This is a genomic window from Bacillus sp. Root131 (genome assembly GCF_001429475.1).
GTDB classification, from domain to species: domain Bacteria; phylum Bacillota; class Bacilli; order Bacillales; family Bacillaceae_G; genus Bacillus_A; species Bacillus_A thuringiensis_S.
Genome location: NZ_LMJQ01000001.1, coordinates 1,407,753 through 1,423,600 on the forward strand (window position 1 = coordinate 1,407,753; position 15,848 = coordinate 1,423,600).

Here is a 15,848-nt window from a genome sequence, read left to right on the forward strand (position 1 = left end):
TAAAAAAAGACGACTGCGGGGGAACGCAGTCGTCTTTTTTATCATTGTTAAAAATTCAAGTAAAGTCCTATCGATATCAAAGAAAATTCATATTATAATCTTTCTACTAAAAACTACTTAGCGCTTTCTGCAAGCTCATATCCTCTTACAAACAATAGAGTCATATAAGAAACAATAAATGAGAAGATGCTGTACATGCCAACCCAAAAGAAGAATTTTGGAGTGAAGGCGATAACACCTATTATTAAAAAACTAGCAAACGTTACAATCGGCATTACGTAATACGTTTTCGTCTTGCGTGTTCCAATAACAGAAACGATAAAGATAAGTAATGGACAAATTAATAAGACGAAAATCAATTCATTCATAGTTATGTCCCCTTTTCTAATGGAAGTAATCTGTTCCTCGTAAACGTTTTTTAAATAAATATTCTCTTAATATAACTTCGCTAACATGTAGATAATCCCTTTAGAAAGTCACTGGATTTCATAATAAAAAGCGTAAGCAAGAGAAAACTTGCTTACGCTATAGAATAAACATCGCAACGATCGTGGTGACAATTAAGCCAATCACAACTGGTAAAAAGTTTCGGCGTGCGAGTTCAAATGGATCCACTTTACAAATGGCAGCGGCAGGAATAAGCGCCCAAGGAATTAAAGTCCCGCCTCCGGTCCATATGGCAGCAATTTGCCCGAGTGCTGTTAATGTAGCTGTTCCATGCCCAAGTGCTGTTCCGAAAAGATTGGCAATTGAACCAGCAAGTGATATACCAGAAAAGCCAGATCCATCTAATCCTGTTATGACACCAACGATAGTTAATGTTCCCGCCGATACGTATTGATTTAAAGGAACAGTTTGAGATAAGGCAATCCCTAAGTCGTTAATGATTCCATGTGAACCTTTCGGTAAATAGTCTCCGATAATTTTCACAAAACCGCTATCTCCTAAATAAAAGAGTGCAGCAATTGGAATAACTGGACCAAAGATTTTAAATCCAAATTGGAGCCCTTCTATAAAATAATCGGTTGTTTTATTTAGTCCATTACCTTTGTAGGCGATGAGGGAAATGATGATAATCATAATAACAGTCGTTCCGCCGATAAGTGCTGTTGCATCGCTTCCTTGTAGTTTAAATTGAATCATGCAAAGGATATCGATGATATATACAATAGGGATACATATAGCGAGCCATTTCTTTATGCGAGGAGATAATAAAATAGTAGTTTTAGATGGTTCCGTTGATGCAGGGGAGTCTTGCAACGATAATCCTGTATCAAATTCTTTTCGTAAGAAGAAAAAAGCGACAGAAGTTGTAACAACGCCCATCACGATAACGAGGGGAACACTGGCAGAAACGACGCTGGAAACAGGAAGACCAGCCGCGTCTGCAGTTAATTTCGGTGCACCTTGAATAACGAAGTCGCCAGATAAGGCGATGCCGTGTCCGAATAAGTTCATAGCAATGGCAACCCCAATTGGAGGAAGACCGACGCGTACAGCGACGGGGAATAAAATAGCTCCCATTAAGGCGACAGCTGGAGAAGGCCAAAAAAAGAAAGAAATTGTCATCATTAAAAGGCCGATGATCCAGTAGGCAAGTGCAGGGGTACGAATCATCTTTGTAAATGGTGAAATCATCGTATCATTTATGCCAGTATGAACGAGTAGATTGCTCATTGATACGATAATAGAGATAATTAATATAGTTGGTAATAGCTCAGTAATAGCGTAAATGAAACTTTGAAAAATACCGCTAACGGCAAGAGGGATAGAACTTGTAGCAGTTAATGCTAATAAAAAGATAAAAACGATACAAATAATCGTCGTATCTTTCCGGAGAATAAAAAAGGTAATAATAGTGAGTAAGCAAATAACATAGAGAGCGTGTAATAGCGTTAATTCAACTCCCATAACATTCACATCCTTAGGCATTCGTGTAGTTTATTGTATGAAAGCAGTGAAAGTATGTGAGTATAGAAAAAGAAAAAAAGTGAAATTTCATGTACTGTAATGGTAAGAATAAAAAATGGATGATGCAATACAATTAATCCTAAAAATGGAATTAGAGGAGGGCGTATGTGCAAAAAAATTGGTTTTTGGGGATTTATTATTTCTTGTAGTCCATTAATCATTTTAAATCTATTTACAAACAATGAATGGATAAGTATCACCCCTCTTTTTGGGTTTGTTTTTATACTGTTATACCGATGGGATGACATGAAACAACATAGTAAGAAAAGCATTGGAATTATGATAGGTATCATTGTTGTTTGCTCATTTTTCATAGGGTTTATTTTAATAGAAGGACAGAAACAGATGGAGAAAATGTCTATTTTTCAAGAATAGATGTCTTCTGCAAAAGGTCTTTATATTGTAATTGTAGTTGTTATTTTTCTTAGGTTCACGATAAGAATATGGAGTTACATATTAAAGAGAGGATAGAATGGAGGTAGTAAGAATGAGAGAAAAAATAGGATATTATGGTGTGCTCGTTTGTTTACTATTATCAGTTATTTCAGGGCAATTTTTAAAAAGTGAATGGGTACCAGTTATATTATGTATAGGAGTATTGATTTTTGCACCTATGTATCGCTGGAATAAATGGAAAGCATATAGTCGAAAAAAGAAAATGGTTTTCAGCATCGAATTTGTCATTATAATCAGCACAATTCCGTTTTTGTTATGGAAAGGAAATGAGATAATAGATGGAATTGTAATGTTTCAAGGGTGGTTGTTTATTTCGAAAATGCTATATTTAATATGCATTTTAATGTTGGTAGTGGTAGTCACTAAAATAATAAACGAAAAGCTATTCGTTAATGAATAAAAGAAAATGCCACCTTATTCGGTAGCATTTCCTCATTTTACTGCATGAGCTTTTTGCATCTTTTTAATTAAACGAATTTGTCCACGATGATTGATTTCATCTTCAAAAACGTGAAACCACTTAAAATAGTTATTTGCTGGTTTGTCATACCAAAAGTCTGTCGTTTTAAATAACCATTCATCAGGTAACGATTGAAAAGTCTCGATTGTTTTGGAACGTACTTCTTGTAATGTATTTATGTAAAATTCTATAGCGTTTCCTTTTATTTTCTCACGTCCAAGATCGCCTAATTCAATGCCAGGTAACCAGCGTTCTAATTCAGCCTCCGTTGGTTCACGGTCTTCAAAAGTATGAATCTGGTAGTAAAATTCAATAGCAGCCATATGATACAATAACATGCCAATTGAATTTGCTTCCTTATCATATAAATAATCAAGTTCTTCAATTGTTAAACTTTCCACTGCTTGCATTGTTGTATAGCGAGCGTAATTCATCATGGAAACAAGCTTTGAAAATTCTACATGTAAACCCTCCAATTTATCAATTACAAAATTCAATTAAAATTCCCCCTCTTTAAACGATGACTCCAGAGAAAGAATTCTATGTGCAGAGAAAAACTCCTTTTAAAAAGTTCATGATTTTAACAAGGAATCACAATTAGTTCCCGATTTGATTTTGTAATAACTTCATATCCGTCTTTTGTGATGACAATATCATCTTCAATTCTACAACCGCCCCAGTTTGGTATGTAAATACCAGGTTCAACTGTAACAACCATACCTTCTTCTAAAGTAGCCTGACTTTCTTGGGATAGGCGAAGAGGTTCATGTATTTCTAACCCAAGACCATGACCAGTAGAGTGTCCAAAGTATTGACCGTATCCATGTTCTGTAATGTAATCTCTCGTTATATCATCGATACTTTTCGCAGTTTCTCCAGGCTTAATTGCTTTAGTTCCACGTTTTAACGCTTCTCGTACAACATTGTATATCTTTTTGAATTCTTCTGATGATTCTCCGATTGCTACAGTACGAGTTATATCGGAACAATATCCATCGTAAAGTGCACCGAAATCTAATGTAACGATGTCGCCTCGCTCGATTATTTTATTTGATGCAACTCCATGAGGAAGTGAAGAACGAACGCCAGAAGCTACAATGATTTGGAATGAAGAGGATGTAGCCCCTTTTTTTCGCATGAAAAATTCCAACTCATCTCGTACATCATTTTCACTTATTCCTGGTTTTAGAAACGTAATGATGTGGTGAAATGCTTCGTCAGCAATATTAGCTGCGATTTTCATTGTTTCTATTTCCGGCATGTCTTTAATAATACGAATATTTTCGATGATTTCGCACACTTGAACCATTTCCACATGTACGCATTTTTGTAAGTTTTTATATTGTTGCAATGTCATGTTGTTCTCTTCAATTCCGAGTTTTTGAATGTTTAATTTTGATACTTGATTTGCAATTTCTTTTTCTAAATTTCCTGTATGCATAATAATTTCAGCATCTTTTATTTGTGATTTCGCTTGATCTACATAGCGAAAATCAGTTATAAAAACAGCTTTATCCGCAGAGATTAAGACGACGCCAGCACTACCTGTAAAGCCTGTTGCATATTGGCGATTTTCTTTTTTGGTAATGAGTAACCCGTCAATTTCATAGTTTTGTAGTTGATTTTGGATTTTATTAATTTTTAAAGTCATGTTAATTCCCCCTATTCACAGTATTTAATAAAGCAAATAGTGTGCCAAAATGTATATTTGAAGAAAGGATAGTAGGGAAAACATATATTTTAAGGGAGATAAGAAAATAGCCTGCCATTTGTGGGAGACGGTTTATTCATAAAATCCAGATTGCTTCAATAAATAGCAGGGGGATGAAAAAATATTGATTGGAGTTACACTTGTACGTTATTTACATGCTTTAAAAAAATTTATACAAATGTAAAATGACACTGTCAATTTTTTTGACAATATTGAATGGATATAGCAACTAAATTGAAAATAAATAAAAAATGCGTTGCTTATAAGCAACGCATTTTTTATTTACGCTTTTAATTTCATTACAATATCAGCATCTGGTGTTACATATACGGTTTGCTGATTGTCGTACGTAACAAAACCAAGTTTTGCACCACTCGGTTTTTTGACATGGCGTATTTTGGTGAAATCAACAGGTACAGAGCTAGACTCTTTCGCTTTACTGTAATACGCAGCAATTTTGGCAGCTTCTAGTAAAGTTTCTTCAGCAGGCTCTAAAGAACGAATGACAACGTGAGAGCCAGGTATGTCTTTCGTATGTAACCAAATTTCATCACGGCGGGCAAACTTCGTTGTTAAATAATCATTTTGTTTATTGTTTTTACCAACGAAAATCTCTGTACCATCACTTGCTAAATATTTATCTAATACTGGTTTAGTAGGTTTTTTCTTTGTGTTTTTCTTTTTGCGATTGCGCACATAACCTTCTTCAGCTAATTCTTCACGAATTTCTTCAATATCTTTTGAAGAAGCAGCTTCCATTTGTTGAAGTAAGCTATCAAAATAAAGAATTTCTTCATTTGTTTTTTCGATTTGTTCTTCTACAATAACAACTGAATTTTTCGCTTTTTGGTACTTTTGGAAATAGCGTTGCGCATTGTCAGATGGTGTTTTTAAAGGATCTAATGTAATTTTTACAGTTCCGCTATTTTCGTCGTAATAGTTAACGACTTCAATATCTTTATCCCCTTTTTTCAAAGCGTACATATTGGCTGTAAGTAGTTCTCCAAATAGTTGATATTTATCTGCCTTTCCGGCATCTTGCAGTGTTTTTTCGAGTTTAATGAGTTTTTTCTCGTTTTTATTTTTTTCGTTTTGCATAAAGCGTTCTAAATCATGAGCTTGTTGTTTTACACGATCACGTTCTGCTTTGCCAAAGAAGAAACGATCTAACAATTCGCTCACTGATGAGAATGTTTTTTCTTCTCCTTGCAAGTGTGTAAGAGGGAAAAGATAAAAGAATTCTTTTCCATTTGCAGTAATCATTGCTGGTGTATATGCATGAGATAGTAATGGTGTTTGTATAGAGAAAAATGCTTCTGATAATGCTTTCTCGTTTACCATACCGGCTTTCTTTACTACTTCTTTTGCAAATAATGGGGATATTCCCATGAAAGCCCCGACGAGTTGTTTATCCATATTTCCAGATAGAAAGTCTAGCGGTCTAATAAAATCATCTGCGGTTTCAATTTGCAGAGGATTGATTTTATGTTGGGCTGGTGGCGCGACGTACTCAGCACCAGCATATACAGTTCGGTGACGGTTTACGGCTAATGAAACGTGTTTTAAGCTATCTAAAATCACGTTTGTTTTCGTATCTAATAAGATAATGTTGCTATGTCTTCCCATTATTTCAATTACTAATGTTTTTAATGATTCGTCTCCGATTTCATTACGACTGCGAACTGTAATTTGGATAATCCGTTCTAAGTCGATTTGTTCAATTTTTTCAATAAATCCACCTTCTAAATGTTTACGAAGAAGCATACAAAACATCGGCGGTATTGCTGGCGAATCGTAGTTTTGATTCGTTAAGTGCATACGCGCATATGTAGGATGAGATGAAAGAATTAGTTTTTGGTTCTTTCCATTCGCTCGAATATGTAATAAAATCTCGTATTTTGAAGGTTGGTATATTTTGGAAATCCTTCCCGTGTAAAGAGAATTTTCAATTTCATGTGTAATCGCTCTTGTAAATAATCCATCGAATGCCATTAATGAACACTCCTTTCTAACTAAAAGTTAATTATAGCATTTTTTTGGACGAGGCTGAATAAGCTTTCAATAGAGTATGTCTGGAATCAGGAGGTCGATGGCAGGATGAACTGGTATGGAATGCGAGCACATGAAGTGGAGGAAAGAACGAATACGAATGTAAAGGTTGGACTTACGGAGAAAGAAGCAGAAGGGCGAATTAAGAAATTTGGTACAAATGAATTAGAAGAAGCAAAAAGGCCTTCTGCACTAATGGTATTTTTAGCGCAATTTAAAGATTTCATGGTACTCGTTTTGTTTGGAGCAACAATTGTTTCTGCGTTTTTAGGTGAATACATTGATTCTATTGCTATTGTTGCCATTGTTATTATCAATGGTATTCTCGGCTTTTTTCAAGAAAGAAAAGCTGAAAAATCATTGGAAGCTTTAAAGGAACTAGCTGCTCCACAAGTTACTGTAATGCGGAATGGAAAGTGGGTAAAAGCACCATCTAAAGCACTTGTTTTAGGTGATATTATTAAGTTTTCCAGTGGTGATCGTATTGGGGCTGATGTGCGTCTTGTTGAGGCATCAAGTTTATATATTGAAGAGTCTGCTTTGACAGGGGAGTCCGTACCTGTGCAAAAGAAGGTAGAAGCATTGCAAGGGCAAGAGGTTGCAATTGGTGATCAAAAAAATATGGCTTTTATGGGGACAATGATTACGCGAGGATCTGGAACAGGTGTCGTTGTAGCAACTGGTATGAATACAGCGATGGGTCAAATTGCAAATATGTTACAAAATGCAGAGCAAATGGAAACACCACTGCAAAGAAGGTTAGAACAGCTCGGAAAAATATTAATTATTGTAGCTCTTATTTTGACAGCGCTCGTTGTATTGGCTGGTGTGTATCAAGGGAATGAAGTATATCATATGTTTTTAGCTGGCGTATCGCTAGCTGTTGCGGCTATTCCAGAAGGGTTGCCAGCAATTGTTACAGTAGCTTTATCACTTGGTGTACAGCGTATGATAAAAAAGAGAGCAATTGTACGAAAGTTACCAGCCGTAGAAACGTTAGGTTGTGCTTCCGTTATATGTTCTGATAAAACGGGGACAATGACGCAAAACAAAATGATGGTAACACATATGTGGTCAGGCGGAGAATTGTGGAAAGTGACAGGGCAAGGATATGAACCTAATGGCTCTTTTATGAAAGGTGAAATAGAAGTGAATCCAGCTAAGACAAAAGCACTTTATCAGCTACTTACATTTGGTTCACTATGTAACAATGCAAATATTATTCAAAAGAAAAAGGCGTACGTATTAGATGGAGATCCAACAGAGGGAGCGCTTGTAGCTGCAGCAATGAAAGCTGGGATTACACGTGAGGCATTGAAAGGGAAATTTGAAATTATTCGTGAATTTCCATTTGATTCAACTCGAAAAATGATGAGTGTTATTGTACGAGATCGAGAGGGGAAGAAGTTTATTGTTACGAAGGGAGCACCGGACGTTCTTTTGCAAATGAGTCAAACGATTTTATGGGGGGATAAGCAGCAGCCGTTAAGTGAGTTATATAGAAGAGAAGTACAGGCGGCTATTCATAGCTTAGGTAGTCAAGCGCTTCGAACAATTGCAGTTGCGTTTAAACCTTTAAAAGTCACGGATTCTATTGAACATGAAAGAGACGTTGAAAAAGATTTTATGTTGGTTGGGATACAAGGTATGATTGACCCGCCAAGGCCAGAAGTGGCGCAGGCGGTAAAAGAGTGTAAAGAAGCTGGTATTCGAACGGTAATGATTACAGGTGATCATAAAGTGACAGCAATGGCGATTGCTGAACAATTAGGAGTTTTGCCACCAGATGGACGCGTTGTTGAAGGCGTAGAACTCGCGAATATGGATGTGGAGGAATTAGAAAATGTTGTAGAAGATACGTATGTATTCGCTCGTGTATCACCTGAGCATAAATTAAAAATTGTTAAGGCACTGCAAAATCAAGGACATATAGTAGCCATGACAGGCGATGGAGTGAACGATGCTCCAGCTATAAAAACAGCGGATATTGGGATAGCGATGGGAATTACAGGGACAGATGTTGCGAAAGAGGCCTCTTCACTTGTTTTACTAGACGATAATTTTGCTACAATTAAATCAGCAATTAAAGAAGGAAGAAATATATACGAGAACATACGTAAGTTTATTCGCTACTTATTGGCGTCAAACGTTGGAGAAATTTTAGTCATGTTATTTGCGATGTTACTTGCATTACCACTGCCGATGGTTCCTATTCAAATTTTATGGGTGAACTTAGTTACTGATGGTTTACCAGCGATGGCATTAGGTTTGGATAAGGCTGAAGGAGATGTGATGAAGAGAACGCCGCGCCACCCGAAAGAAGGGGTATTCGCTAGAGGGCTTGCATGGAAAATAATAAGTCGAGGGTTTTTAATTGGGGCAGTGACGTTAGTAGCGTTTATTATTGCGTATAACCAACATCCAAATGAACTGAAATATGCACAAACTGTAGCGTTCGCGACGTTGGTACTTGCTCAGCTTATTCATGTATTTGATTGTCGTAGTGAGCATTCTGTCTTTCACCGCAATCCATTTGGGAACGTGTATTTAGTAGGGGCGGTTATCATTTCGTTACTACTCATGCTAGTGGTTATATATTATCCACCGTTACAACCGATCTTTAGCACAATGCCGATACAAGCAAGAGATTGGTTATTAATTGGAGGTTTGTCATCAATTCCGACTTTCTTACTAGTAGGTTCTTTATTAACAGGGAAAAAGGCGAAAAAGAAAAAGCCAATGTTATATAAGAAGGGATTAAACTTGAAATAGTCAATGTTATGAAAATGTGATATAATTTACAGAAGGTAGTAGAGCCTTGTCTCTATTACCTTTTTCATTGAGTTATTTTATGGCTTGGATGTGATAAAAATGATTTCTAGTATGACAGGGTTTGGAAGATCGAAAGTAGAAAGTGATACTTTTCAAATTACAGTAGAAATGAAATCGGTGAACCACCGTTTTTTAGAGATGAGTATTCGACTTCCTAAGCAAATGATGGTATTTGAGGACAAAATTCGTAAAAAAATTGCACAGCAAGTTCGACGTGGACGCATTGAGGTGTCTATTAGTATAGCAGGTGAAGGACTTGTTGAAAGAAAATTAAGTGTGAATTGGTCACTTCTTGAGCAGTACCAATCGATGATGGAAGATATAAAAGGAAAGTTTCAATTACAAGATTCTATTACACTCGAGCAATTAATGGCAATGCCAGAAGTAACAGCAATTGAAGAAATAGAAAATGTAAATGAACATTTTGAGAACAGTTTATATGAGGCTGTTCGTCAAGCTGCTCATATGTTGAAAACGATGAGAGATGGCGAAGGAGAACGATTACATAAAGATATAGCGTATCGTTTACAAGAGATTAGCAATTGTGTAAATGCAATTATTCCACATGCACCAATTGTTACACAAAAATATCGTGAACGATTAGAAAATCGCTTAAAAGAATTACATAATCAAGAGTTAGATGAACAAAGATTGCTAACAGAAGTCGCAATCTTTGCAGAGCGTTGTGATATTCATGAAGAGTTAGTTCGTTTGCAAAGTCATTTAGAGCAATTTCATGAAACATTGCAGATTGAAGAGCCTGTTGGAAGAAAAATGGATTTCATCGTGCAAGAGATGCATAGAGAAATTAATACGATTGGTTCTAAGGCAAATGACTTAACAATTTCAAAATATGTTGTAGAAATGAAAAATAACCTTGAAAAAATTCGTGAACAAGTACAAAATATTGAGTAGCTTTCAAAAAATATATAAAGTTATACGTGGTGGAGAAATCGGATAGACTTACTAGGAGGCGCAAACTATGGCCATGCGGTTTTTAAATATTGGATACGGAAATATTGTATCTGCTCATCGAATTATTGCTATTGTAAGTCCGGAGTCAGCTCCTATTAAACGAACAGTACAGGAAGCACGCGAACATAATGCTTTGCTTGATGCTACGTATGGGAGAAAAACAAGGGCGGTTATTGTTATGGATGATGGGCATGTTGTATTAAGTCCAATTCAACCAGAGACGATTGCACATCGTTTGAATAATAAAGAAGATTTAAGTGAGGAAGGGTAGGTTTTACATATTTATGAGAAGTAGAAGAGGATTGCTCATCGTTCTTTCAGGGCCTTCTGGGGTTGGAAAAGGAACGGTTCGTAAAGAGCTGTTTAGCCATGAGGATACACGTTTTCAGTACTCTATTTCAGTAACGACACGTAAGCCGCGTGAAGGTGAAGTAGATGGTGTGGATTATTTCTTTAAAGAAAGAGAAGAATTCGAGGAAATGATTCGTAATGAAAGATTACTTGAGTGGGCTGAGTTCGTAGGTAATTATTACGGAACACCGATTGACTATGTTGAAAAAACATTACAAGAAGGAAAAGATGTATTCTTAGAAATTGAAGTGCAAGGAGCAATTCAAGTTAAGAAAGCTTTCCCAGAAGGTGTATTTATTTTCTTAGCACCTCCAAGTTTATCTGAACTAAAGAGCCGTATTGTCGGCCGTGGTACAGAGACTGAAGATGTTATTGAAAATCGTTTAACTGTAGCGAAAGAAGAAATCGAGATGATGGACGCTTACGACTATGTAGTAGAAAACGATCAAGTTGAATTAGCTTGTGATAGAATTAAAGCAATTGTGGTTGGCGAACATTGCCGCCGCGAAAGGGTAGCAAAATATTATAAAGAAATGACGGAGGGTCTATAATTATGTTAAATCCATCAATTGACTCATTACTACAAAAAATCGATTCTAAATACACACTAGTAACAGTGGCTGCAAAGCGTGCACGTGAAATGCAACTTGCTAATAACTGTGTTGTAGAGCAACCGGTTTCTCATAAGTGTGTAGGTAAAGCATTAGAAGAAATCGATGCGGAAGTATTAAGCTACGTACCAAGTGAAGATAAAGTTGCTGAATAAGCCTTTGCCTTCGACAAAATAAAACATAGACTTTATAATTTTCTATGTAACGGTAACAACCTATTTACAAGTAGGTTGTTATTTTTTTACGAAAGGAATGAAATATTGGTACTGACGAGCTGGGAATTCTATTTCAGTATTATAAGTTTGAAAAAGAAAGAGGACGAGTCATATGCTAAAAGGGAAAAAGATACTTCTATGTGTAACAGGAGGCATTGCGGTTTTTAAAGCAGCTGCGTTAACGAGTAAATTGACACAATCTGGCGCGATTGTAAAAGTAATGATGAGTGAGTCGGCAATGAAGTTTGTTACGCCTCTTACATTCCAAGCACTTTCTCGCCATGATGTATATACGGATACATTTGATGAGAAAGACTCGGCTGTTATTGCTCATATTGATTTAGCAGATTGGGCGGATGTTGTACTTGTCGCACCTGCTACTGCCAATTGTATTGGAAAGTTAGCTGGTGGTATTGCAGATGATATGATTACAACTACTTTGTTAGCTACTGCAGCTCCGGTATGGATTGCGCCTGCTATGAATGTGCATATGTATGAAAATAAAATTGTTCAAAAAAATATGATGACATTGAAAACGCTAGGATATACGTTTATTGAGCCTGGGGAAGGCTTTTTAGCATGTGGATATGTAGCAAAGGGACGACTAGAAGAACCTGAAGCGATTATCGCACGGTTAGAGGAAGCTTTCTCAGAACACAAACCATTGCAGGGAAAAAGAATATTAATAACTGCTGGCCCAACACGTGAAAAGGTTGATCCAGTTCGTTTTATGACGAATTTTTCTTCTGGAAAAATGGGGTATGCGATTGCAGAAGTGGCGGCGAATTTAGGCGCTGATGTTATACTCGTTTCAGGACCGACAGCATTAAATCCACCGTTACATGTAACGACAGTGCAAGTGGAATCTGCACAAGATATGTTAGAAGCAGTTCTTCAACATTATCAAAACGTAGACGTTGTCATTAAAACAGCAGCAGTTGCAGATTATCGTCCGAAATATGTTCATGATAATAAAATGAAAAAGCAAAATGGTGATGCTGTCATTGAACTCGAAAGAACGGTGGATATTTTAAAAACGTTAGGTCAGAAAAAGGATAAACAGTTACTTATCGGTTTTGCTGCTGAAACGACAAATGTAGAGGAATATGCAACGAAAAAACTACGTGAGAAAAATGCAGATATGATTGTCGCGAATGATGTAAAAGCGCAAGGAGCTGGATTTGGCACGGATACGAATATTGTAACGATGTATAGAAAAGATGGAAAAGTTATTGAGTTGCCACTTTTAATGAAAAAAGAGGTAGCTCGTGAAATATTAAAGCAAATTGAAATGATGTTAGAAGATGATCGTTTATGAAATTTGCAAGTGTAATTGTTGATGTACCTGCCCGTCAGACAGATCGACCATTTGATTACATTATACCTAAAAAATGGGAAGATATTGTACAGACAGGAATGCGGGTAGTAGTTCCGTTTGGGCCAAGAAAATTGCAAGGTTTTATTATTGGGATTAAAGATTCGGTGGATGTAGAAAGTAAGAAGTTAAAGACGATCCATGAAATATTAGATGTAACACCGGTTTTAAATGATGAATTATTAAAACTTGGATATTGGCTTACAAGTGAAACGTTATGCTACATGATTTCAGCTTTTCAAGTGATGCTTCCAACTGCGATAAAAGCAACGTATAAAAAACGTCTACAACTTTGTAAACAGGAAGAAATAGCACCTGAAATACTATATTTATTTCAGGATAAAGAAGCAATTGATTTTGAAGTAATCGAGCAACAGCCACATTTATACCGGACTATTCAACAAGAAATTAAAAATGGTACGGTTGAAGTCGTTTATCAAGTGAAAGATAAAGTACAAAAGAAGAAGCAAAGAGTTGTTCAGCCGGAGTTGCCAGAAGATAAATTAGAATTAGCGGCATTTGAACTGAAAAGTAAAAAACAACAAGATGTACTCTATTATTTTGTGGAAAATTATAAAAGTGTACCGTTGAAAGTAATTACAGAAGAGTTACAAATAACAGATGCTCCAATAAAAGCACTTGTTAAAAAGGGATTCATTTCAGAAAAGTATGTGGAAGTATACCGAAATCCGTATGACGATGATGGTTTTGAACAAACGAAACCATTGCCACTTACGGAGGAACAAAAACAAGTTATTACACCGATTTTATCATCAATTACAAATGAAACTTATAATCCATTTTTACTATATGGTGTTACAGGAAGTGGAAAGACAGAAGTATATTTACAATCTATAGCAGCAGTGCTCGAGAAAGGAAAAGAAGCTATCGTTCTTGTTCCTGAAATTGCACTAACACCCCAAATGGTGGATCGTTTTAAAGGTAGGTTTGGCTCGCAAGTTGCAGTTCTTCATAGTGCGTTGTCTGTTGGAGAAAAGTATGACGAGTGGCGTAAGATTTTAAGAAAAGAAGTGAAAGTTGTAGTTGGTGCGCGTTCAGCCGTTTTTGCGCCTTTTGAGAATTTAGGGATTATTATTATTGATGAAGAGCATGAATCAAGTTACAAACAAGAAGATAATCCAAGGTATCATGCAAGAGATGTGGCTGTCTGGAGAGGGCAATACCATAAATGTCCTATCGTTCTTGGTAGTGCGACACCAACACTTGAATCGTTTGCAAGGGCGAAAAAAGGTGTTTATGAACTACTAACAATGGAAAAACGTATGAATGAACAAGCTTTACCAACGGTAGAGATTGTTGACATGCGAGAAGAACTTCGTGACGGGAATCGATCAATGTTTTCTAAGGCGCTGCATGAAAAAATAGCAGATCGATTAGAAAAGAAAGAACAGATGGTACTCTTCTTAAATAGAAGAGGTCATTCTACATTTGTTATGTGCCGTGATTGTGGGTATGTTGTACAATGTCCGCATTGTGATATTTCATTGACATATCATAAAATGAATCATCGTTTAAAATGTCATTATTGTAGTTACGAAGAAAATATGCCAACTGAGTGTCCAGCTTGTCAAAGTATATACATTCGTTTCTTTGGTACAGGTACACAAAAGGTAGAAGAAGAAATTACAAAACTATTTCCAGAGGCGCGAGTCATTCGAATGGATGTAGATACGACAAGTCGAAAAGGAATGCATGAAAAATTATTAAAGGCGTTTGGGGAAGAAAAAGCAGATATATTACTTGGAACACAAATGATTGCTAAAGGATTAGATTTTCCGAAAGTAACGCTTGTTGGGGTTTTAACTGCAGATACGATGCTTCACTTACCTGATTTTCGTGCAAGTGAAAAGACATATCAGTTATTGACGCAAGTAAGTGGACGAGCGGGTAGACATGAATTGCCAGGGGAAGTTGTGATTCAAACGTATACGCCAGAACATTACAGTATAGAGTTAGCGAAGAACCAACAATATGATGTGTTTTTTGACCAAGAAATGCAAATGAGACGAACAAGACAATATCCTCCATATTACTATGTTGTACTCGTAACCGTATCTCATCCTGAATTATTAAAAGCGGTACAAGTGACGGAAAAAATTGCCTCGTATTTACGAACGCATTGCTCGCAGCAAACAATGGTGTTAGGACCAGTTGCTTCAGCAATTCCAAGGATAAAAGATAGATATCGTTATCAATGCATGATAAAATACAAACGGGAACCAAACTTAAAGAACGTGCTCAAAATGGTAAATGAACATTATCAAGCAGAAATGCAAAAAGAGCTACAAATCTCAATTGATTTTAATCCAACAATGTTAATGTAGCGGAGGGAAATATGGCAGTTTTAGAAATAGTAAAGCATCCAAATGAAGTGTTAGAAACACCATGCGAAAGAGTAATTAACTTTGATAAAAAGTTAGTGAAATTGTTGAAAGATATGCATGAAACAATGTTAATTGCGGACGGAGTCGGTTTAGCTGCGCCTCAAGTAGGTGTAAGCTTGCAAGTAGCGGTTGTTGATGTCGATGATGATACTGGGAAAATCGAGTTAATCAATCCATCAATATTAGAAAAACGTGGTGAACAAGTAGGTCCCGAAGGATGTTTAAGCTTCCCGGGACTTTATGGTGAAGTAGAACGTGCGGATTATATTAAAGTAAGAGCACAAAATCGCCGTGGGAAAGTATTTTTATTAGAAGCGGAAGGATTTTTAGCGCGTGCAATTCAACATGAAATCGATCATTTACACGGTGTTTTATTTACATCGAAAGTGACAAGATATTATGAAGAAAACGAACTAGAATAGGTGTTAAAAGGAGCG

General features: G+C 36.4%; 14 protein-coding genes and 1 pseudogene. 10 read left to right on the forward strand and 5 right to left on the reverse strand.

Features of this window, described 5'->3' with window-relative positions:
* Window positions 1-113 precede the first annotated feature (113 nt).
* Both ASE54_RS07075 and ASE54_RS07080 read right to left on the reverse strand, forming a co-directional pair.
* Window positions 114-368, reverse strand: a complete 255-nt coding sequence (locus tag ASE54_RS07075; protein WP_001003933.1) for a YbeF family protein — start codon at window positions 366-368, stop codon at window positions 114-116.
* A gap of 157 nt (window positions 369-525) precedes the next feature.
* Window positions 526-1,911 carry a membrane protein gene (locus ASE54_RS07080; protein ID WP_000537903.1) on the reverse strand — a complete coding sequence of 462 codons (1,386 nt, stop codon included), beginning with the start codon at window positions 1,909-1,911 and terminating at the stop codon, window positions 526-528.
* A gap of 165 nt (window positions 1,912-2,076) precedes the next feature.
* Here ASE54_RS07080 and ASE54_RS07085 point away from each other — a divergent pair.
* Both ASE54_RS07085 and ASE54_RS07090 read left to right on the forward strand, forming a co-directional pair.
* Window positions 2,077-2,442, forward strand: a pseudogene (locus ASE54_RS07085) (YoqO family protein).
* Window positions 2,443-2,458: 16 nt separating this feature from the next.
* Window positions 2,459-2,827 (forward strand): YoqO family protein, encoded by a 369-nt coding sequence (locus ASE54_RS07090; protein WP_001208268.1) that lies wholly within the window; start codon window positions 2,459-2,461, stop codon window positions 2,825-2,827.
* Between the two features lie 32 nt (window positions 2,828-2,859).
* Here ASE54_RS07090 and ASE54_RS07095 read toward each other — a convergent pair whose 3' ends face one another.
* From ASE54_RS07095 to ASE54_RS07105, 3 genes are all read right to left on the reverse strand, one after another.
* Window positions 2,860-3,384 carry a DUF664 domain-containing protein gene (locus tag ASE54_RS07095; protein WP_001012056.1) on the reverse strand — a complete coding sequence of 175 codons (525 nt, stop codon included), beginning with the start codon at window positions 3,382-3,384 and terminating at the stop codon, window positions 2,860-2,862.
* An 83-nt stretch (window positions 3,385-3,467) separates the two neighbouring features.
* Window positions 3,468-4,538: a Xaa-Pro peptidase family protein gene (locus ASE54_RS07100; RefSeq protein ID WP_000172798.1), complete on the reverse strand. Its 1,071-nt coding sequence runs from the start codon at window positions 4,536-4,538 to the stop codon at window positions 3,468-3,470.
* A gap of 342 nt (window positions 4,539-4,880) precedes the next feature.
* A complete protein-coding gene (locus ASE54_RS07105; RefSeq protein ID WP_000863281.1) occupies window positions 4,881-6,590 on the reverse strand; it encodes an NFACT RNA binding domain-containing protein in 1,710 nt (569 codons plus the stop codon).
* Window positions 6,591-6,695: 105 nt separating this feature from the next.
* Here ASE54_RS07105 and ASE54_RS07110 point away from each other — a divergent pair, with 105 nt between their 5' ends.
* From ASE54_RS07110 to def, 8 genes are all read left to right on the forward strand, one after another.
* Entirely contained in the window at window positions 6,696-9,419 is a 2,724-nt protein-coding gene (locus tag ASE54_RS07110; protein WP_001104763.1) for a calcium-translocating P-type ATPase, SERCA-type, read from the forward strand.
* A gap of 99 nt (window positions 9,420-9,518) precedes the next feature.
* Complete coding sequence (locus ASE54_RS07115; protein ID WP_000625874.1) at window positions 9,519-10,394, forward strand: YicC/YloC family endoribonuclease; 876 nt, start codon at window positions 9,519-9,521, stop codon at window positions 10,392-10,394.
* 67 nt (window positions 10,395-10,461) lie between these two features.
* Window positions 10,462-10,725: a DUF370 domain-containing protein gene (locus ASE54_RS07120; RefSeq protein ID WP_001251456.1), complete on the forward strand. Its 264-nt coding sequence runs from the start codon at window positions 10,462-10,464 to the stop codon at window positions 10,723-10,725.
* A gap of 13 nt (window positions 10,726-10,738) precedes the next feature.
* A complete protein-coding gene (gene gmk / locus ASE54_RS07125; protein ID WP_001257742.1) occupies window positions 10,739-11,356 on the forward strand; it encodes a guanylate kinase in 618 nt (205 codons plus the stop codon).
* Window positions 11,357-11,358: 2 nt separating this feature from the next.
* Complete coding sequence (rpoZ, locus tag ASE54_RS07130) at window positions 11,359-11,571, forward strand: DNA-directed RNA polymerase subunit omega (protein ID WP_000933962.1); 213 nt, start codon at window positions 11,359-11,361, stop codon at window positions 11,569-11,571.
* Between the two features lie 172 nt (window positions 11,572-11,743).
* The gene (gene coaBC, locus ASE54_RS07135) at window positions 11,744-12,949 is read left to right on the forward strand and encodes a bifunctional phosphopantothenoylcysteine decarboxylase/phosphopantothenate--cysteine ligase CoaBC (protein ID WP_000911744.1); all 1,206 of its coding nucleotides are present in this window, start codon (window positions 11,744-11,746) and stop codon (window positions 12,947-12,949) included.
* Window positions 12,946-15,351, forward strand: coding sequence for a primosomal protein N' (gene priA / locus ASE54_RS07140; protein ID WP_000666721.1), 2,406 nt, complete (start codon window positions 12,946-12,948; stop codon window positions 15,349-15,351). Before coaBC ends, priA begins: the two co-directional genes overlap by 4 nt.
* Window positions 15,352-15,362: 11 nt before the next feature.
* The gene (def, locus tag ASE54_RS07145) at window positions 15,363-15,833 is read left to right on the forward strand and encodes a peptide deformylase (RefSeq protein WP_000279470.1); all 471 of its coding nucleotides are present in this window, start codon (window positions 15,363-15,365) and stop codon (window positions 15,831-15,833) included.
* The last annotated feature ends 15 nt before the right edge of the window (window positions 15,834-15,848 follow it).